We start from the raw sequence: 19,256 nt of genomic DNA on the forward strand, positions 1-19,256 counted from the left end.
GCCGCGGAACCCAACCCAAAGTCCCGGGACTATCCCGGATCCGGGGCTCCTGGGGCGGGTGGGGTCGAGGGGCTCAGGACACCGAGGCGACTGCGCGGACGACGTCGAGGATCCGCTGGTCGATCCAGGCCAGCGCCGGGTCGACGCGCATCTCGTAGTTCTCGGTGCCCACCCAGGTGGCGAAGTCGGGGTGGCCCTGGTCGCGGGCGAAGGCCTCGAGCTCGGTGCGCAGGGCGTCGTCGACCTCCACCTTCTCCTCCTCGGTGGAGGCGACCAGGTAGAGGTCGTTGAGGTCCAGCAGCCGGGCCAGCTCGGGGATCGGGGCGGGGGAGTCGTCGACGCGGAGATCGACGGCGATGTCGTCGCCGCCCTCGTAGCCGGCGCCGTCGCGGACGACGAGCAGCGCCGCGGACTGGCGTCCGCGCCAGTCGCCGCCGGCGTCGTCCCCGGCGGCCAGCGCGGCGAGCAGACGCCGCTCGAAGCGCAGGTCGGTGCCGGCGTCCCAGGCGGACCGCATCGCCTCGATCACCTCCGGGCCGGCCAGGCAGTTGCCCTGGATCGCCACACCGTCGCCCGTGACGCCGCCGGCCCAGTGCACGCAGGCGCGACCGGTATGGGAGGCGGCGCCGCCGTCGAGGTCCACGATGCCGACCTGGCGCTGCTCGCGGCCCTCGTCCTCCTCGAGGAGGCGCTGGAGCGCGATCTCGGCGGTCGCGCCCTCGTCGAGGTGGGACAGCGCCAGGCCCTTGTAGGCGACGTTGGAGTTGGCCTGGGTGGCCAGCGCGCCGACCTGGGCGACGGCGGCCGGCACGATCGCGCCGACGGCGAGGAACCGGGAGGCGACCGCGACGCCCCAGGACTCGCCGTCGTCGGAGCGGGCCACGATCGAGAACGTCATGCCGGCGAGGGTAGACCGTGGCCGCCCGGGCACGATGTCGGTGTGCTCAACGACATCCGCTGGCCCACCCGGGCGCTGGTGGCCGGTTTCGGCCTGGCGCTCGGACTCATCATCGGCGGTCCCGCGTTCGGCACGTCCGGCGACACCAGCGACTCCACGACGGCGTTCGCCCTGCTGTTCGTGGGCATTGCGGTCGAGCTCGTGGTGATCTCCGCGTTCCCGGTGTGGGCCGGCCGCGCCCAGCGCCGGTTCTCGGCAGAGGTGGCCGCGGCGACGGACGAGCTTGCGGCGGGCGACGTCTCGCCGGTGCCGGAGATCGGCCGACTGGTGCGAGCCCGGACCGAGCGGCGACACGGCTGGTGGCTGCCGGTGCGGGGCAGCGGGCCCGCGCCGTCGGAGATCGCGGTGTTCGTCGCGCTCGGCGACGAGCCGCCGCGGCGGGTGGCCGCCCTGGTGCCGCCCGACCTGGGGTTCTCGCAGGTGCGCGACGTCCCGGCGGTGCTGCTGGTGCACCCGGAGCACCGAGAGGCGGCGGTGCTCGACGACAGGGTCACCCCCGATCGGCTGGCCGAGGTCGAGGCCGACCCGCGCTGGCGCACCGAGCGGCTGCCGAGCGACCGTCGCGTCGTCGGCGGCTACCTGCCGTTGGGTGGCGCGCTCCTGCTCGGCATCGGCACCGGTCTGTTGATCGCTGCGCTCGTGCTCACGCTGTGGTGAGGCCCTCGCCACGCGACCCGCGGCATGGTTAGGTGACCTTGAATGGTTTGAACGATCCAATGAACCAGAAGGAGACGTCGATGCGGGTCGGAGTACTCACCGGCGGGGGCGACTGTCCCGGACTGAACGCGGTGATCCGAGCGGTGGTGCGCAAGGGCACCAAGGACCACGGTTTCGAGTTCGTCGGCTACCGCGACGGCTGGCGCGGTCCGCTCGAGGGCATCACCATGCCGCTCGGCGTGGAGCAGTGCCGCGGGATCCTCCCGCGCGGCGGCACGATCCTCGGCTCCAGCCGCACCAACCCCTTCACGATCGAGGGCGGCGTGGAGAAGATCAAGCAGAACCTCGCCGACCACGGCGTCGACGCCCTCGTCGCGATCGGCGGCGAGGACACCCTCGGCGTCGCCACGAAGCTCGCCGAGCTCGGCGTCGACGTCGTCGGCGTCCCCAAGACGATCGACAACGACCTGTCGGGCACCGACTTCACCTTCGGCTTCGACACCGCGGTCAACATCGCCACCGAGGCGATCGACCGGCTGCACACGACCGCCGAGTCGCACCACCGGGTCCTCGTGGTGGAGGTCATGGGCCGCCACGCCGGTTGGATCGCCCTCCACTCGGGCATCGCCGGCGGGGCCAGCGCGGTGCTGATCCCGGAGCAGCCCTTCGACATCGGACGCGTCTGCGCCCACGTCGAGACCCGCTTCCAGAGCGAGTACGCCCCGATCATCGTGGTCTCCGAGGGCGCCGTCCCGGTCGAGGGCGGCGAGATGACCCTCGCCTCCGGCGAGAAGGACGCCTTCGGCCACGTCCGGCTCGGCGGCATCGGCGACCGCCTCGCCGGGGAGATCGAGGAGCGCACCGGCAAGGAGGCCCGCGCCGTCGTCCTCGGGCACATCCAGCGCGGCGGGACCCCCACCGCGTTCGACCGCTGGCTGGCCACCCGCTTCGGCCTCCAGGCCATCGACGCCGTCGCCGACGGCGACTTCGGCACCATGATGGCCCTGCGCGGCACCCGCATCGACCGCGTCCCACTCGCCGAGGGGACCGGCGAGCTCAAGCTGGTCAGCCCCGAGGAGTACGCCGAGGCGCAGGTGTTCTTCGGGTAGGGGGCCGACGAAACCCCGGCAACCGGCGCTGCCAGCGTTGGCGAGGAGGGTTGCGAGGTTTCGTCGGCGCCGACGAGTTCGTTCCTCACTCGTCGGCTTGCTCAACCTCCGGATGAATCGCCCTCCCGGCTTGCTCTACCTCTGCGCGGATCAGTGCTCGACGTCGGCGAGGTCGAGATCGGCGGGGGTGAGCCACCACACGAGTGCGGCCGCGGCCAGCAGGAACAGGCCGGAGGCGAGGCCGAGGACGGCGAAGGAGTGCTCGAAGGAGCGCAGCGCCTGCTCGGCGACCGGGGTCCCCAGCGCGCCGGCCAGCGACTCCCGGGCGGCGTCGTCGGCGCCGCCGGGCAGGCCGTCGCGATAGACCCAGGCGGCCAGGCTGCCAAGGACCGCGATGCCCAGGACGCCGCCGATCTCATAGGACGACTCCTCGATCGCGGCCGCGCTCCCGGCCTTGTCCGACGGCGCCGCGCCCATGATCACCGCCGAGGCGACCGCCAGCGAGGCGGTGCCGATGCCGACCAGCGTCAGCGCGACGGCGAGGAAGGGGTAGGTCAGCGGGCTCGGTGCCACGAACAGCAGGAGCAGCCCCAGCCCGGCGATGGCCAGACCGCCTGCCAGCACGGTCCGCGCGCCGATGCGCTCGGCCACGCCCGGTGCCAGCGGGGAGCCGATGATGCCGCCGACGGCCATCGGCAGCAGGGCGGCCCCGGTCTCCAGGGGCGACCAGCGGTGCACGAGCTGGAGCCACTGCGAGGCCACCAGCAGCAGGGCGACCATGGCGATGCTCGTGCACAGGGCGGCGAGCACGCCGGCGGTGAACTGGGGACGACCGAACAGGCGGACCTCCAGCATCGGATCGTCCTCGCGCAGGCAGCGGCGCACGAACACGGTGAGCAGCAGGGCGCCCATGGCCAGGGTGAGCAGCGAGTCCGCGGTGAGGCCGTCCTTGGCGAGGTGCTTGATGCCGTAGACGAGGCTCACCATCCCGCCCGAGGACAGGACGACGCCGGCAGGGTCGAGGCGGCCGGGCCGGTCCGAGCGGCTCTCGGGGAGCAGCAGCACGGCGGCGATGATCGCGACGACCATCACCGGCACGTTGAACAAGAACGCCGCGTGCCAGTTGAAGACCTCGAGCAGGGCGCCTCCGACGATCGGCCCGATCGCCCCGCCGACGGCGGCCATGGCGCCCCAGACGCCCAGGGCGAGCGCCCGCTCGCGCGGGTCGGGGAACAGGGTGCGGATCAGGGAGAGCGTGGAGGGCATGATCATCGCTCCGCCGACGCCGAGGAGGGCGCGCACGGCGATGACGTCGCCGGGGGAGTCGGCGAGCAGCACGAGCAGCGAGGCGACGCCGAACAGCGTGAACCCGGTGAGCAGCATGCGGCGTCTGCCCCAGCGGTCGCCCACCGCGGCCAGAGGCACGAGCAGGCCGGCGAGCGCGAGCGCGTAGGCGTCGACGATCCACAGCTGCGAGACGGCGCTGGGCTGCAGGTCGGCGGTCAGGTCGGGCAGCGCGACGTTGAGGATCGTCATGTCCATGACGATCACGAGCAGGCTCGCGGTCAGGACGGCGAGTCCGGCCCACCGGCGCGGGTCGGACTCGACTCGGGGGAGGGTCGGGCGGGTGGTGTGTGGCGTGGTCACGGCTGTTGGGCTCCGGTGAGGAAGGTCGAGAGGACGAGGGTGTCGAGGTCGCGCCGGGCAACGTCGCCGACGGCGAGCGCGTCGCGCGCGGCGACCAGGAGCCCGTAGACGGCGTGGGCGAGCCAGCGCGGCGGGAGGTCGGCGCGCAGGACGCCGGCCGCCTGGGCGGCGGCGTAGAAGGCCACCTCGCGCGCCACCAGCCGCTCGGAGCGGGCGACCAGGTCGGGTGCCGCGGTGAGGGAGAAGTCGGTGAGTGCGAACCCGAAGTCGTCGGAGTCGGCGAGGTAGCGGCTCAGGAGGTCGTCGAGGCAGGTGCGGATGCGCACGGGGTCGCCCGAGGCGGCCACCCCGGCGACATCGGCGCCGTCGAGGCTGTCGCGCCAGCGGTCGATCGAGCGGGTGCCCAGTTCGTGGAGGAGGTCCTCGCGGGTGGCGAAGTGGCGGTGCAGGGTGGCGCGTCCGATTCCGGCGGCGGCGGCGAGGTCTGCCATCGACGCGGTCGGCTGGGCGTTGAGCTGACGCTGGGCGGCGCCCAGGATCTCGTCACGGGTGGGCATGATGCTTGTTCCTCGATCGAATGAGACATAAGTGTCTCACTTGAGACGACGGTGACTCAAATCTAGAGATGACACCCTCGGTGCGGGGTGCAGACAAGCCGGGGCGCCGAGGTGTTGAGTGTGAGCAGGCACACATCGATCACGGCCGGAGGTGTTCGGGCATGACCACCGATCTGAGCAAGGACCCCGACGTCAACGGGGGCGATTCCCCCGACCTGAAGCGGGTGATGGGCCCGAAGCTCCTCCTGCTCTTCATCGTCGGCGACATCCTCGGTGCCGGCATCTACGCCGTCACCGGCAAGCTGGCCGGCCAGGTCGGCGGCATCGCCTGGCTACCGTTCATCGTGGCCTTCGCCGTCGCGACGATGACCGCCTTCTCCTACCTCGAGCTGGTCACCAAGTACCCGCAGGCGGCGGGAGCGGCGCTGTATGCCCACAAGGCGTTCGGCATCCACTTCGTCACCTTCCTCGTGGCGTTCACCGTGGTGTGCTCGGGCATCACCAGCGCCTCGACGTCCTCGGGCCTGCTGGCCTCCAACCTGATGATCGGGCTGGACGAGTTCATCCCGGGCGTCCCGACCGGCGACACCGCCACCCTGCTCGTCGCCCTCGCGTTCATGCTGCTGCTGGCCGCGATCAACCTGCGCGGTGTCGGGGAGAGCGTGAAGTTCAACGTCATCCTCACCGTCATCGAGATGACCGCGCTGGCGATCGTGATCGGCGTCGGGTTCGTCGCGATCGCCAAGGGCGACGGCGACCTGAGCCGGATCACGGTCTTCGAGAGCCCCGACGACAAGGGCCTGTTCATGGCGGTCACCGTCGCGACGGCGATCGCGTTCTTCTCCATGGTCGGCTTCGAGGACTCGGTCAACATGGTCGAGGAGACCAAGGATCCCGAGCGCATCTTCCCGCGCGTGATGCTCACCGGCCTGGGCATCGCCGTCATCATCTACGTGCTGGTGGCGATCTCGGTGGTCGCGGTCATCCCCGCGGGTGCGATCGCGGAGCCGAAGAACCCCGAGGCCGGCATCCTGCTCGACGTCGTCCGCGTCGGGGCGCCCGACATCCCGATCGACAAGATCTTCCCGTTCCTCACCGTGTTCGCCGTGGCCAACACCGCCCTGATCAACATGCTGATGGCCAGCCGCCTCATCTACGGCATGGCCCAGCAGGATGTCCTGCCGCGGCAGCTGGGCCGGGTGTCGTCGGGCCGGCGTGCGCCCTACTTCGCGATCGCGTTCACCACGCTCCTCGCGCTGGGCCTCATCGTCTACGTGCGCACCCAGTCGGAGAGCACCATCGTCTCGGCGTTGTCTGGCACCACCGCCCTGCTCCTGCTGGCCGTGTTCGCGGTGGTCAACGTGTGCGTGCTGATCCTGCGCAAGGACCCCGCGGGCTCCTTCCGGGCGCCCACCGCGATCCCGGTGATCGGCGCCATCGCCTGCCTGTACCTCCTCGGCCCGTGGGCTCGCCTCGAGGCCGACATGGTGCAGTACAAGATCGCCGCGGGCCTGCTCGGCATCGGCATCGTGCTGTGGGCGATCACCTGGCTCATCAACCGCGGGGCGCGCGGCCAGAAGACCGGATTCCGCGACATCGAGCACCTCGAGGAGTGACCCGCCGGGCCGCGTAGTCTTGGCGGGTGGCTCTTCCCGATCTCGCCGCGCTGCACGCGCTCCACCCGGCCCAGCAGCCGACCTACCCCGATCGCGACGTCGTCGACGACGTCGTCGAGCGACTGCGTGCCGCCCGGCCTTTGGTCTTCCCCGCCGAGTGCGACGACCTGACCGACCAGCTCGCCGCGGTGACCCGTGGCGAGGCCTTCCTGCTGCAGGGGGGCGACTGCGCGGAGACCTTCGCCGGCGTCACCGCCGACAACACCCGCAACAAGCTGCGGGTGCTGCTCCAGATGGCGGTGGTGCTCACCTACGCCGCCTCGGTGCCGGTGGTCAAGCTCGGCCGGCTCGCGGGGCAGTACGCCAAGCCGCGCAGCTCCGACCAGGAGACCCGGACCGTCGACGGCGCGCCGGTGACCCTGCCGGCCTACCGCGGCGACGCCGTCAACGGCTTCGACTTCACCGCCGAGGCCCGGATCCCCGATCCCGGCCGGCTTCTCGACGTCCACCGCACCTCGGCTGCGACACTGAGCATGATCCGCGCCTTCATCGCCGGCGGATATGCCGACCTGCGCAAGGTCCACACCTGGAACACCGACTTCGTCGCCGACTCCGTCGCCGGCCAGCGCTACGAGGCGATGGCGCACGAGATCGACCGGGCGATGTCGTTCATGGCCGCGATCGGCGCCGACCCCGACGAGTTCCACCGGGTCGACTTCCACATCTCGCACGAGGCGCTCGTGCTCGAGTACGAGCACGCGATGACGCGCCTGGACTCGCGCACCGAGGCGCCGTACGACCTGTCCGGCCACTTCGTCTGGATCGGGGAGCGCACCCGGCAGCTCGACGGCGCCCACGTCGAGCTGCTCAGCCACATCCGCAACCCGATCGGCGTCAAGCTCGGCCCCACGACCAGCGCCGACGACGCGATCGCGCTGGCCGCCCGCCTCAACCCGGACAACATCCCGGGCCGGCTCACCTTCATCACCCGCTTCGGGGCCGGGAAGATCCGTGACGGGCTGCCGCAGGTCGTGGAGAAGGTCACCGCTGCCGGCCTAGAGATCGCCTGGGTCTGCGACCCCATGCACGGCAACACCTTCGAGGCCAGCTCGGGCTACAAGACCCGCCGCTTCGAGGACGTCATCGAGGAGGTCCAGGGCTTCTTCGACGTCCACCACCAGCTCGGCACCTGGCCCGGCGGCGTCCACGTCGAGCTCACCGGCGACGACGTCACCGAGTGTGTGGGAGGCGGCGAGGAGCTGAGCGAGGCCGCGCTCTCCCAACGCTATGAGTCGGTCTGCGACCCCCGCCTCAACCGGGTCCAGTCCCTCGAGCTCGCCTTCCTCGTGGCCGAGATGCTGCGCGCCCGGTCCGCCTGAGCGGGCCGAGCAGCGCCTTGTCCACAGGCGCGACCCTCCCAGCCACGCTGACCCGTCAGCCATAGCGGACGGGTCAGCGCAAATGGGTGGGTGACCCGTCAGCCATAGCGGACGGGTCGGCGAGGATGGGGGCGTGATCGATCTGCGCAGTGACACCGTGACGCGGCCGAGCGAGGGGATGCGAGCGGCGATGGCCGCGGCCGAGGTCGGCGACGACGTGTACGGCGAGGACCCGACCGTCACGGCACTGCAGGAGCGGGTGGCCGGCCTGCTCGGGCACGAGGCTGCCCTGTTCATGCCGACCGGCTCGATGTCGAACGTGCTCGCCGTGCGGTCTCTGGTGGGCCCGGGCGAGGAGGTGCTGTGCGAGTCGAGCGCTCACATCGCGCGGGCCGAGCTCGGCGCCCACGGCGCCTACACCGGACTCACCATGCGCACCTGGACCCATCCGCGCGGCCTGGTCGACCTGGACGCCGTCCGCGGCCTGTTCGCCCCCGACCTCGGCCCGTTCTTCGTCAGGACCGCCGCGCTCTCGGTCGAGAACACCCACAACTTCGCCGGCGGCACGATCCAGCCGATCGAGGTGCTGCGCGAGCTCAAGGCGTACGCCGGCGAGACCGGCGCCGGGGTGCATCTCGACGGCGCGCGGCTGTGGAACGCCCACGTCGCGACCGGCGTCCCACTCGACGAGTACGGCGCGACCGCCGACGTCGTCTCGGTGTGCCTGTCCAAGGGGCTGGGCGCCCCGGTCGGCTCGCTGCTGGTGGGCAGCGCCGATGTCGTCGCGGAGGCCCGGGTGTGGCGCAAGCGGATGGGCGGCGGGATGCGCCAGGTCGGCGTCCTCGCGGCGGCCGGCGACTACGCGCTCGACCACCACCTCGAGCGGCTGGCCGACGACCACGCCCATGCGCGGCTCCTTGCCGAGGCGTGCGGCCTCGACCCGGCGGGAGTGGAGACCAACATCGTCGTCCTCGATCGCCCCGACGCCGCCACGGTCGTCGAGCGGGCCGCTGCGGAGGGCGTCCGGGTCGCGACGGTCGGTCCGCGCACGGTGCGGATTGTCACCCACCTCGACGTGAGCAGCGCCGACGCCGAGCGCGCGGCGTCGATCCTGTCGCGGGTGCTGAGCAGCTGAGGCGGACGGGAGAGGAGCCGGTCAGGCCGGGACGCCGACCAGGCTCACCTCGCTGATCGCGGTGTAGTCGCGTCCGGCCGGGCCCTTGGCCGGCCGGGTCACCTTGAGGATCCGCAGCTGGACGGTGTCGGTGGTGACGTCGACCTTCACCGTCTGCATCCCGACCCCCTCGCGCAGGGTCTGCGGCACGGTGGTGCCGTCGGCGAAGACCCATTCGACCTCGGTGATGCGCCGGTTGGCCTGATAGCCGTCGTAGCCCGGCTCCCGCTTGGCGTAGCCGTTGATGAGGCCGACCTTCGACAGCGTGGCCGGCTCGCCCAGGGTGATCTCGATGCTCTGCCCGGCGCCGTCGCCCGGCATCCGCCAGGCGGTGTCGGCCGCGCCGTCGAACAGGTTGGCGGCGTCATAGCGGACGACGCCGCCATCGACGGCGCGGGAGGGCTTGGCCGTCGCGGGCACCCTCGCCGAGGCGTCGCTCGCGACGTCGCGAGGCTTGCCGTCGCCCGGCGGTGGCGCCGACGACGGCGGAGGAGTGGGGGAGTCGGAGTCCGATGGGGGAGCCGACGGCGCCGATGACTTCCCGCCCGCCGACGGCGTGGTGTCCGCCGAGCCGCGATCCTCGGCGTTGTCGTCGTCGCCACCGAGCAGCAGGAACCCGCCGATTCCCGCCACCAGCAGCAGCGCCAGCGCGACGAGCACCCACGGCAGCAGGTGATTGCCCTGCCGAGGTTCGGGATCGTCGTACTCCAGGGGTACCAGCGGCTCCTCGGGCACGTCGGGTGCGAGCACCGTCTCGGCGGCGGCCGAGGCGGGCGGAGCCGTCGGCGCGGGCCCGGGCGGCGGAGTCTGGGCCTCGTCGGCGAACAGGGGATACCGGGGCCGCGACGGCGAGTCCCAGGCCGGCGGGGGCACCGCGGGTTGCACCGGTGCTCGTTCCGCGGTGTCGGTGCGCCAGTCCTCGGCACGCACATCGCCGGCACCGCCGGCACCGCCGGCATCGACGGCGTGCCCGCAGTGCGAGCAGAACCGGCCCGCGCCGCCGGGCGGGAGGGGGTGGCCGCAGTGCGCGCAATCGCCCATCGCTGGTCACCTGCTCCTTCGTCCGGGTCTCCTGGTCGCTGTTTCGGGCCCCAACCCTAGGGGAGATCGCGGCACATCCAGGAAACCCGCCCGCCTGGCGGCGCGCAGCGGGATGCTCAGGCCCCTTCGGCGCGCTCGCCCGATCCGACCCGTCCGACGGCCTCGGGAAGCAGCCGCACGGCCTGGGCCAGGTCGCGCAGCTCGGTGCCGAGCAGGGCCTGGGGGCCGTCGCACAGCGCCGTCTCGGGCTCGGGGTGCACGTCGACGATCACGCCGTCGGCGCCGACGCCGATCGCGGCCCGCGACAGCGGGACGACCAGGTCCTTGCGGCCTGCGGCGTGGGAGGGGTCCACGATCACCGGGAGGTGGCTGGTGGCCTGCACCACCGGCACCGCCGAGATGTCGAGGGTGTTGCGCGTGGAGGGCTCGAAGGTGCGGATCCCGCGCTCGCACAGGACGACGTCGAGGTTGCCGCGCTGGGCGATGTACTCCGCCGCCATCAGCCACTCCTCGATCGTCGCGGTCATCCCGCGCTTGAGCAGGACCGGCTTTCCGGACTCGCCGGCGGCCTGCAGCAGACCGAAGTTGGCCATGTTGCGGGTGCCGATCTGGAGCATGTCGGCGTGCTCGGCCACCACCGGGACGTCGCGGGCGTCGACGACCTCGGTGACCACCGGCATCCCGGTGGCCTCGCGCACGTCGGCGAGGATCTCCAGGCCGCGCACGCCGAGGCCCTGGAAGGCGTACGGCGAGGTACGCGGCTTGTATGCCCCGCCGCGCAGGATCGTCGCTCCCGCCGACTGCGCCATCCGCGCGGCCTCGAGGGTCTGCTCGGCCGACTCCACCGCACACGGTCCGGCCAGGAAGGTGAAGGTGTCGGGGCCGATCGGCACGCGACGTCCGACCGGCCCGACCCACACCGTGGACCGCTCGGCGTGGTGCTGACGGCTGACGAGCTTGTACGGGTCGGAGATCCGGTGGACGTCGGCGACGCCGCGCAGGGTGCGCAGGTTCAGGTGGTGGAACGACTCGATGTCGCCGACCAGGCCGATGATGGTGCGCAGGACGCCCTTGCTGACGAAGGCCTCACCGCCCACGCTCTCGACCTTCTCGACGACGTGCGCGACGTCCTCGTCGGTGGCGTCCGCAGACATGACGACGACCATGATGTTCCTCGGTTCTCTGTGTGTCGGTGTAGGCCCCGACCTCCGGCCCCCGACATGAGAAACGCCCCGGGCCAGCGGCCGGGGCGTCGGTGTGGAGGCGCGTCTAGGGACGAGCCTGCACGGGGGCTCCCGGCAGGTGTCCGAAGAAATAGGTGTGCGCCACGTCGAGGATTCTAGCCCACCGGCCGGCGAGAGCCTCACACGGCCAGATGCTGGACCTCGCCCTCGATCGGACGTCGCGGCCCCGCCTCGACCACCAGCATCGCCGTCAGGACCAGTGAGCCGCCCAGCAGCAGCCGCCAGGTGAGCGACTCCCCGCCGAAGGCCACCGCGAAGGCGGCGGCGAAGACGGGCTCCATGCTCATCACGATCGCGGCTCGCGTGGGTGCGATGTGGGCCTGGGCCCAGGTCTGCCCGATCAGGGCCGCCGCTCCGGCGATCAGGGCCATGTAGAGGATCGAGATCCAGTCGCCGGTCCGGTCGGGGAGCACCAGGCCGTTGGGTGCGGTGGCCACCAGGCAGATCACCGCGATCACCAGCAGTTGCAGGATCGAGAGTCCGAGAGCCTCCTCGGCGCTCGCCCAGGCGCCCAGCGCCACGATGTGAAGGGCGTACATGACCGCCGAGACGAGGGTGATCGCCTCGCCGTAGCCGATCGAGAAGCCGTCGAGGGTGAGTACGCCGAGACCCACCGCGGCGAGCACCACGGCGGTCCAGGTGAACGCGGTGAGCCGGGTCCGGAGCAGCACCGCGGCCAGCAGCGGGGTGGCGACCACGTAGAGGCCGGTCACGAATCCCGACACGCTGGCCGGGGTGTGGGCGAGCCCGGCGGTCTGGAGGATCTGAGCAGCGCCGTACAGAGCGCCGAGCACCACCGCCCGTCGGCGCGCGGTGGGGGAGAGACGCGCCAGCGCCTTCGGGGCGACCGCGACCATCACCAACCCCGCGATGAGGAAGCGGACGGCGAGGAAGTCGAGGGTCGGGATCCGGTCGAGGAGGTCCTTGATCAAGATGAACGTCGAGCCCCAGGTCGCGGCCATCGCGAGCAGAGCGAAGGTGGCCAGGACGGTCGTCCGGTCCCGTCGCCGTTCCTGCGTCCGGTTCTGCTCGCTCACCGGAGAAGTGTGGCACCGGTGGGGCCGGCTATCGCGCGTCCTCCCGCAGGGTGGCCGCGCGCGCCTGACGGACCACGGCCACCGAGGTGAGCACGGCGACGACCAGGAGGACGACGCCCACCGAGCCCGCGAGGAGCAGCAGTCGTGCGGTGTCCGGGTCGGACTGGACCCGTGGCGTCGCTGAGTCCTCGACGAGGCCGAGGGTGAGCGACCCCAGAAGCACCCTCTGGGCGAGCCAGCCGGCCGCGAGACCGGCCACCGCCGCGGTGCCGAGCACGACCAGGGACTCCCACAACGAGGAGAGCACGATCGTGCGTCGTGGGACGCCGACCACCCGCAGCGACGCCGCGTCGCGCCGGCGACCGCGCATCTGGACCGCGGTGGACACCAGGAGGCCGCCCAGTGCCATCAGCAGGATCACGGCCGCGACCACGAGATACAGCCGCAGCGCCTGGGCGTAGGCGGTGTCGTCGAGGGCTCGTCGGGTCGTGGCGGCGTCGATCTCCTCGGTCAGCCCGGCATCGCTCAGGGCCGTGGTCACCGACGCCGGAGCGTCGCCGCGCACCAGGACCATGCTCTCGGTGAGCGCGAGGGTCGGCTCCTCCTGCGCGAGGTAGGAGGACAGGTCGAGCAGGACGCCGCCGGGGCCCGCGAGCGGGACGCTCGCGGCCCGCGAGACGACCTGGACCGGGAGGACGCCGGTGGGTGCATCGATCACTCGTGCGTCCGCCGACTCGCCGGCGTGCACCGTGTCGCCGGCGGAGACGCCCTCGATCACGCGCAGCGGTGCGACCGCGACGGCGGGCTCGTAGGACTGGTCCGGCTCGAGCTCCAGGGCGTCGCCATCGACCGTTGCCGGCCGCCCGGTCGCCGAGTCGACCCAGTCGGTGCCCAGGACCGCGGCTCCGGTGGCTTCGGCCGAGTCGGCACGCAGTCCGGAGATGCGCACCGGACCGGTCGTGTCCTCGACCTCGATCGCGAGCACCTGGCAGCCGCTCCGGCAGCCGGGGGCGCTCACGGTGAGGGTGGTGGGACCCGCCGCGATCGCGCCCAGGCGGAGGTACTGGGCCTCGTCGGCCCCCCGGACCTGGAGCACGATGGCGCCCCCCGGCGCATCCGCGTCGACGTCGAGGGCGACCTCGGTCCCGGTGAGCACGGGGACCGGCGTCGTGGGCCGGAGGAGCGCGGCGGCTGCAGCGCCGTCGCCGCCGTCGGGAAGCCACTGCTCCGACCAGTGCCCGACCCGCGCGAGCCGCTCGGAGTCGACGAGCACCATCGGGCCGGTGTCGGGCACCGCCAACGAGGTCACCGCCATCGTCCACCGCCCGTCGGGGTCGACCGAGCGCGTGAGCCGCCAGTTCGCGTCGGCGTCGAGCGGGGAGGCCCACACCTGGTCGCCGGGCGCGCTGGTGGCGGCGACGCTGTCGCGCCACCGGTTGGCGACCGAGTCGACGCCGACGGCGAAGACCGCGATCGCGATCGCGGCCGTGACCGGCAGGATGACCAGCGTGCCCTGCGACCGCCTGGCCACGGCGCGAGCGGCCACGAACGCCGACAGGGGCCGGTCGGCGCCGCGCTCGACCCACCAGCGAGCGAGCCAGGTGGTGACGCGGGTTCCGATCAGGCCGGCGGCGATCGCGATGGCGACCGGCAGCAGGAGGTCGGTGACGCCGAGGCCGTCGCCATCGGCGCCGATGCGGGCCAGGGGCAGCAACGCCGCCAGGGCGATGACCACGACCTCGATCACCACTCCCAGGGTGCCGCCCGCGCCGGGCGCGGCCGGCCGACGCACACCCGCCAGACGCGAGCCGAGGCTCTCGCGCATGCCCTGGCCGATGGCGATCGCCGAGACCGCGGCGATGCCGAGCACGACGAGCGCGGCGGCGAGGATCGACGGGGTCGGCACCGTGATCGGCAGCCCCTCGCGCAGCGAGGAGCGAGCCAGCGCGAGGGTGGCGCCGAAGCCGGCGGCGACGCCGAGCGGAACGCTGAGCACCAGCAGCAGCCAGGGCTCGCTCAGCCCCAGGACCCACGCCCGCCGTCGTCCGACGCCGCGCAGCGCGGCCAGCGCCAGCTCCGGGCCGCGCAGCTCTGCGGTCGCGGTCTGCAGGCGCAGCAGCATCGCCAGCGCGACCAGGATCAGCGACACGACTGCCGGGGCGACGGCCGAGCCCGCGGCCTCGCGCTGGACCCGGATGTCGGCCAGCACGGCAGGCAACGCGTTCACCGTCGAGGTGCCGGTGACCACACCGGTCGGCCCGAGGTCGATCTCGGCCGCATTGAGTCGTTCGGTGGTGGTGACCAGACGGTCGACCTCGGTGGCCGGCATGCTGTCGGGGACCTGCAGCCGGCTGTCGAGGGAGGCGAACCACAGCCGCCGCGGCAGGGTGTCGATCACGTCCTCGGTGACGATGTAGGGGCCCGGTGACCGGTTCGCCACGTTGGACGCCGGGCGTGGCGCTAGCAGCGTGGGGAAGAGCCAGTCGTCGACGGCGTCGGGACCGCTCGGCGTGGGATAGGTGCCGACGATGCGCAACGTGCCGAGCCTCGGGCCGTCGACGGTGTCGCCGATCGCCTTGCGGCCCAGGTCGGCCTCGTTGATCAGCACCTCGCCGGGCGCAGTGGGGCAGCGTCCGGTCACGGTGAGCAGTGCGCACACGTCGTCTCGGGCCAGATAGGTGATCTCGGCGAAGTCGGGCGCGCGGAGCAGCGGGGTGGACAGGATGGTGACCTCAGGCGCCGAGTAGGCCTGCGGCAGCTCGCGCTCGACGGCGGCGACGCCGGCGTCGACGACCTCCTCGAGGCTGCCCTCGGTGCCGGGCTCCAGGTCGAAGGTGAGTGCGGTCGTGGGTGCGGACGCGTCGGCCAGGCGGGACAGGGAGTACGACGTGGTGGCGGCCTCCTGGTAGGCGGGCCCGAGCACCGCGGCGGCGATCGCCAGCACCATCATCGCCAGGCTGGTGAGTGACAGCAGTCCCCGGGAGCGGACGCCGCGCAGCACCGCGGCCAGGACGGTGACCGGTCCCGTCGCCGAAGTCATCGCCCTGCTCCGTTCTCGGGTGTGCTCAGGAGGGCCGCCGGCTCGCTGTGGATGCTAGCGCCGAGCCGGGGCGCGACGTCGCCGAGCACGCACGCGATCGCAGCCGCTGCCGCGCCGAGCAGGACGACGGGCACCACGACCGCGCCACCGAACGACGGGAGGTCGGGGCCTGTCGGCACCAGTCCGGCGGCCCCGAGCGCCGCGGCGGCAACGGCCCCGACCAGAGCCACGACCAGGAGGACGACGCCTCCGCGCACCCCGAGCTCCAGCACCCTGGCCCGGCGCTCGAGGGCGGGCGGCAGGCCGATGAGTCGGAGAGCAGCGCTCTCGCGACGTGCCTCCAGTGCCCGCCGTCGGCGTCCAGCCAGGAGGGCGAGCGCGCCGAGCAGCGCGGCTCCGACGGCGACGACGACCAGGGTTCGTCGTTCCCCGGCGCGGGCGGGGCCGAGCACCACCTCGGCATCCGAGGCCGCGAACCGGACCGGCGGCTCCGCGCCGGCCTCGGCAAGGGCGGTGAGGATCTCGTCGGGAGTGTCTTCGCGGGCGAGGACGAGCACGTCGACGTCGGGCACCGACGCCGGCGCAGCGGCCAACGCCACGGGCAGGTCGGCCAGGCTTCCGGCCGCGGCGACCAGCGGCAGCGCCTCGGGGCGTCCGATCACCTCGGCCGAGCGACTTCCTCCGCCGATCCCCGCGACTGCCGGCCCCGTCTCCGGCCACTCCGGACGGCCGGCGGTGAGCACCGGTTCCGCCGCGGCACCAGCACTCGGGACGCTCGGCGTGTCCGGGTCGAGCGGCACGGCGCCGCCCCACTGCTCGGCTGCCAGGTCGTGCTCGCCAAGACGCAGCTCGGTCACCTCCGTGGGTGCGTCGGCGCCGAGGCTGACCACGACACAGCGCGTGGTGCACCCCAACACCTTGGCGCTGCCCCCGCGGGCACCCGCCGCGAGATCGATGGTGGCGGTGGCGGTGACGTCGTCGTCGTCGCGATAGGTGAGGGTGAGGGTGACCGGCTTGGTGGCATCCGCTCGGGTCGCGGTGACCTCCGTCCCGGACACGAGGGCGACCCCCGCGGCGTCGCGGAGCCGGTCGATGCTCCCCGTCGAGAGGCCGAAGCCGGTGCCGGAGAGGAAGTCGCCCGCCACCCGCTCGTAGCGCTCGAGGTCGAGCCACACCGTGCGCTGCTCGGCCTCGGCGCGACTGGCCGTGACCGCGCCGGCCATCAGCCAGCGGCCCTCCGGGTCGAGCTCACGGGTGATCTCCAGCACCGACAAGGCGTCGTCGTCGATCGGGAGACGGACCGGCGCCCCGGCGTCGATCCTTGCGCTCCGGTCCGCCCAGTCGTGGACCGCGACGGCGGCCGAGATTGCCGCGACCAAGACGATGCCGGCCGCGACGACGGCACGCGTGCGCCCACCGTGATCGCCACCGAACACCCGCCGTAGCGCCAGGAGGGCAGCGGTCGGGCGGTCGGTCCCGACCGCGACCGGGGCGAGCCGGCGGAGTCCGACAACGAGCACCTGCCCCGCCGCGATCCCGAGGAGCGCCGGCCCCGCCAGCACCAGCACCCCGCCGTCGTCCGACCGGGACCGGTAGAGCACCAGCAGCGCCGCGACCACCAGGGCGGCCACGGTGACGGCGTCCAGTGCCCCGACTCCTCGACCTCCCGGGCGCCAGTGCGGCCGCACCAGCGCCACCGACAGCGGCTCCCGCGCGGCCCAGGCGCAGGTCCCCAGACTCAGTGCCAGGCTCACCGCCGCGGCGACGGCACTCCAGGTCAGCGGGCTCCCGGCGCCCGAGCCGGTGAGCGCCCACGCATCGCTGCGCCACGACACCACGGCAGTGCCGGCACCCATTCCCGCCGCGGTGCCGAGCACCACGGCGGCCAACGGACGGCCCAGCGCGACCCTGGCCAGGACGAGGACCGAGGCTCCACGCACACGCGCCAGGGTCACCTCGGCACGCTGCCGCCGCGCGAGCTCGAGCGCCGACGAGGGCACCACGACGAGACCGAGCAGCACCAGCGCTACCGCACCGGTCACCCTGCCCTCGGGCCCCGCCGCGGCGACCGCGACCAGCACCGCGCCGGTCAGCACCGCCACCGTGGCGGCCAGGTGCAGCAACGGGCCGGCGGCGGCTCGGAGGGCTCCCACGGCTCGCATCACGGCTGGCGGTGCCTCGGCACGGCCTCCGGGACCAACCGCCCCTCGGACATCGGGTAGTGGTCGTCGCAGAACGCGATCACCTCGGGGTCGTGGGTGGCCACGACGACGATCGCACCGGCGTCCGCCTGTGCGCGGAGCAGGTTGAGGACCCGGCCGCGGGTGCCGACGTCGAGCTCGCTGGTGGGCTCGTCGGCCAGCAGCGCCGGAGCCCGGACGACGAGTGCTCGGGCGATCGCAACCCGCTGGAGCTGGCCGCCCGACAGCTCCTCGACCTGGCGTCCGCCGAGGTCGCCGACGTCGAGGTCGGCGAGCGCCTCCTCGGCGCGGGCGTCGGCCTCGGCCGGCGGGGTGCCGCGAGCGCGCAGCGCGATCGACACGTTCTCGCGGGCCGAGAGGATCGGCACCAGGCCGTAGACCTGGAGCACGAACGCGATCTCCGGCCTCGGGTCGCCGTTCCCGGTCCAAGTCGGTGTGCCGTCCAGAGTCGCGGTCCCGCGGGTCGGCTCGATCAGGCCACCGGCGACCGAGAGCAGCGTCGTCTTGCCCGAGCCGCTCGAGCCGGACACCGCGGTCATCCGGCCGGGCTCGAAGCCCAGGTCGATGCCGGCGAGAACGGGCCGGCCGGCGATGTCGTAGGCGACACCGGAGAGCTGGATCATCAGGAGGCTCCCGCGTCGCCGGCCGCGTTCGCGTCCTCGCGGGTGATGGCGAGGGACTCCCCGTCGGCCGACTCCTCGATGCGTACCAGCGTGCCGGCCGGCCACGCCTGCACCAGGTCGGCCGGAAGATGCAGCAGGCCCTCGTCGCCCACGACGGCGTACTCCGAGCCCGAGCGGCCCTCGGTGCCGATGCGTCCGCCGGCCATCGTGATGGTGCGTGGGAAGGTCGCGGCCACTGCTGCCTCGTGGGTCACGACCACCAAGGTGGTGCCGAAGTCGGTGCCGAGGCGATGCATCAGGGCCACGACGGCATCACGGTCGGCGTGCCCCAGGGCGCTGGTGGGCTCGTCGGCGAGCAGCAGCCGGGGTCCCGTCGCGACGGCGCAGGCGAGGGCGAGCCGCTGGCGCTGCCCGCCGGACATCGTGGAGACGACCTGGTCACGCTGGTCGGCCAGCCCGACGATCTCGAGCAGCTCCTCGGGGTGGGGGAGCGGCCGCCCTGCTGACTCGCCGCGGCCACCCACGCCCAGTCGCGCGAAGGCCAGGTTCTGGTGGGCGGTCGCGTAGGGGAGCAGGTTGCGGGTGGCCCCCTGGAGCAGGGTGCCGACCAGATGCGAGCGCAGCTTGGTGAGCCGGCGCTCGCTCAGCCGCGAGATGTCGACGTCGTCGAGGAAGACCCGTCCGGCGCTGGGACGCTGGATCCCGCCGAGCAGGGTCAGCAGGGTGGACTTGCCACAGCCCGAGGGCCCGAGGAAGGCGACGCGCTCGCCGGCGCCGATGGTGAGATCGATGCCCCGCAACGCCACGACGTCGTGGCCGGCGAAGGTGCGGTAGAGGTGGACCACTCCCTCGCAACGCACCTCGATGCCTCCGTTCGGCGGCGGAGCGCCGTCGGCGGACCAGGGCTCGTCCAGATCGATGACCGACACCGGGTTATCCGACAGTGCCCGTCGTCGGCGCACAACCGGGGGAC

Annotated in this window: 15 protein-coding genes; 5 read left to right on the plus strand and 10 right to left on the minus strand. The window is 73.0% G+C overall.

The genetic code is table 11. The features are described from left to right. Positions 1-73: 73 nt before the first annotated feature. On the minus strand, positions 74-898 hold the full coding sequence (locus WMR31_RS09940; RefSeq protein ID WP_340538649.1) for a DUF1028 domain-containing protein: 825 nt from the start codon (positions 896-898) through the stop codon (positions 74-76). 42 nt (positions 899-940) lie between these two features. On the opposite strand from WMR31_RS09940, the gene WMR31_RS09945 reads away from it, so the two are divergent. After that, positions 941-1,615 carry a hypothetical protein gene (locus WMR31_RS09945; protein WP_340538650.1) on the plus strand — a complete coding sequence of 225 codons (675 nt, stop codon included), beginning with the start codon at positions 941-943 and terminating at the stop codon, positions 1,613-1,615. An 80-nt stretch (positions 1,616-1,695) separates the two neighbouring features. Next, complete coding sequence (locus tag WMR31_RS09950) at positions 1,696-2,724, plus strand: 6-phosphofructokinase (RefSeq protein ID WP_340538651.1); 1,029 nt, start codon at positions 1,696-1,698, stop codon at positions 2,722-2,724. A gap of 150 nt (positions 2,725-2,874) precedes the next feature. On the opposite strand, the gene WMR31_RS09955 is transcribed toward WMR31_RS09950, so the two are convergent. Both WMR31_RS09955 and WMR31_RS09960 read right to left on the minus strand, forming a co-directional pair. Further along, the gene (locus tag WMR31_RS09955; protein WP_340538652.1) at positions 2,875-4,371 is read right to left on the minus strand and encodes an MFS transporter; all 1,497 of its coding nucleotides are present in this window, start codon (positions 4,369-4,371) and stop codon (positions 2,875-2,877) included. Continuing rightward, on the minus strand, positions 4,368-4,928 hold the full coding sequence (locus WMR31_RS09960) for a TetR/AcrR family transcriptional regulator (RefSeq protein WP_340538653.1): 561 nt from the start codon (positions 4,926-4,928) through the stop codon (positions 4,368-4,370). The genes WMR31_RS09955 and WMR31_RS09960 overlap by 4 nt, the downstream gene beginning before the upstream one ends. 161 nt (positions 4,929-5,089) lie before the next feature. On the opposite strand from WMR31_RS09960, the gene WMR31_RS09965 reads away from it, so the two are divergent. The 3 genes from WMR31_RS09965 (at position 5,090) to WMR31_RS09975 (ending at position 9,058) form a co-directional block, all read left to right on the plus strand. Further along, positions 5,090-6,544, plus strand: a complete 1,455-nt coding sequence (locus WMR31_RS09965; protein ID WP_340538654.1) for an APC family permease — start codon at positions 5,090-5,092, stop codon at positions 6,542-6,544. 26 nt (positions 6,545-6,570) lie between these two features. After that, positions 6,571-7,923, plus strand: a complete 1,353-nt coding sequence (locus WMR31_RS09970; protein WP_340538655.1) for a class II 3-deoxy-7-phosphoheptulonate synthase — start codon at positions 6,571-6,573, stop codon at positions 7,921-7,923. A gap of 133 nt (positions 7,924-8,056) precedes the next feature. Then, positions 8,057-9,058, plus strand: a complete 1,002-nt coding sequence (locus WMR31_RS09975) for a threonine aldolase family protein (RefSeq protein ID WP_340538656.1) — start codon at positions 8,057-8,059, stop codon at positions 9,056-9,058. A 21-nt stretch (positions 9,059-9,079) separates the two neighbouring features. On the opposite strand, the gene WMR31_RS09980 is transcribed toward WMR31_RS09975, so the two are convergent. The 7 genes from WMR31_RS09980 to WMR31_RS10010 all read right to left on the minus strand — a co-directional run bounded on the left by WMR31_RS09980 (position 9,080) and on the right by WMR31_RS10010 (position 19,212). Further along, positions 9,080-10,138, minus strand: a complete 1,059-nt coding sequence (locus tag WMR31_RS09980; protein ID WP_340538657.1) for an NADase-type glycan-binding domain-containing protein — start codon at positions 10,136-10,138, stop codon at positions 9,080-9,082. Positions 10,139-10,254: 116 nt separating this feature from the next. Continuing rightward, positions 10,255-11,292, minus strand: a complete 1,038-nt coding sequence (aroF, locus tag WMR31_RS09985; protein ID WP_340538658.1) for a 3-deoxy-7-phosphoheptulonate synthase — start codon at positions 11,290-11,292, stop codon at positions 10,255-10,257. Positions 11,293-11,501: 209 nt separating this feature from the next. Beyond that, positions 11,502-12,419: a DMT family transporter gene (locus WMR31_RS09990; RefSeq protein WP_340538659.1), complete on the minus strand. Its 918-nt coding sequence runs from the start codon at positions 12,417-12,419 to the stop codon at positions 11,502-11,504. A 28-nt stretch (positions 12,420-12,447) separates the two neighbouring features. After that, on the minus strand, positions 12,448-15,459 hold the full coding sequence (locus WMR31_RS09995; protein WP_340538660.1) for an ABC transporter permease: 3,012 nt from the start codon (positions 15,457-15,459) through the stop codon (positions 12,448-12,450). After that, the gene (locus tag WMR31_RS10000) at positions 15,456-17,612 is read right to left on the minus strand and encodes a hypothetical protein (RefSeq protein WP_340538661.1); all 2,157 of its coding nucleotides are present in this window, start codon (positions 17,610-17,612) and stop codon (positions 15,456-15,458) included. The genes WMR31_RS09995 and WMR31_RS10000 overlap by 4 nt, the downstream gene beginning before the upstream one ends. Before the next feature lie 8 nt (positions 17,613-17,620). Further along, positions 17,621-18,283 carry an ABC transporter ATP-binding protein gene (locus WMR31_RS10005; RefSeq protein WP_340538662.1) on the minus strand — a complete coding sequence of 221 codons (663 nt, stop codon included), beginning with the start codon at positions 18,281-18,283 and terminating at the stop codon, positions 17,621-17,623. Further along, the gene (locus WMR31_RS10010) at positions 18,283-19,212 is read right to left on the minus strand and encodes an ABC transporter ATP-binding protein (protein WP_340538663.1); all 930 of its coding nucleotides are present in this window, start codon (positions 19,210-19,212) and stop codon (positions 18,283-18,285) included. The genes WMR31_RS10005 and WMR31_RS10010 overlap by 1 nt, the downstream gene beginning before the upstream one ends. Positions 19,213-19,256: the final 44 nt, after the last annotated feature.

This window comes from Nocardioides epinepheli, assembly GCF_037936805.1.
Classification (GTDB): domain Bacteria; phylum Actinomycetota; class Actinomycetes; order Propionibacteriales; family Nocardioidaceae; genus Nocardioides.

Bases quoted from the DNA above. Each gene is read 5' to 3' on its own strand.
- WMR31_RS09940 (WP_340538649.1), bottom strand. From the start codon at position 898: ATGACGTTCTCGATCGTGGCCCGCTCCGACGACGGCGAGTCCTGGGGC.
- WMR31_RS09950 (WP_340538651.1), top strand. From the start codon at position 1,696: ATGCGGGTCGGAGTACTCACCGGCGGGGGCGACTGTCCCGGACTGAAC.
- WMR31_RS09960 (WP_340538653.1), bottom strand. From the start codon at position 4,928: ATGCCCACCCGTGACGAGATCCTGGGCGCCGCCCAGCGTCAGCTCAAC.
- WMR31_RS09965 (WP_340538654.1), top strand. From the start codon at position 5,090: ATGACCACCGATCTGAGCAAGGACCCCGACGTCAACGGGGGCGATTCC.
- WMR31_RS09980 (WP_340538657.1), bottom strand. From the start codon at position 10,138: ATGGGCGATTGCGCGCACTGCGGCCACCCCCTCCCGCCCGGCGGCGCG.
- aroF (WP_340538658.1), bottom strand. From the start codon at position 11,292: ATGTCTGCGGACGCCACCGACGAGGACGTCGCGCACGTCGTCGAGAAG.
- WMR31_RS09995 (WP_340538660.1), bottom strand. From the start codon at position 15,459: ATGACTTCGGCGACGGGACCGGTCACCGTCCTGGCCGCGGTGCTGCGC.
- WMR31_RS10005 (WP_340538662.1), bottom strand. From the start codon at position 18,283: ATGATCCAGCTCTCCGGTGTCGCCTACGACATCGCCGGCCGGCCCGTT.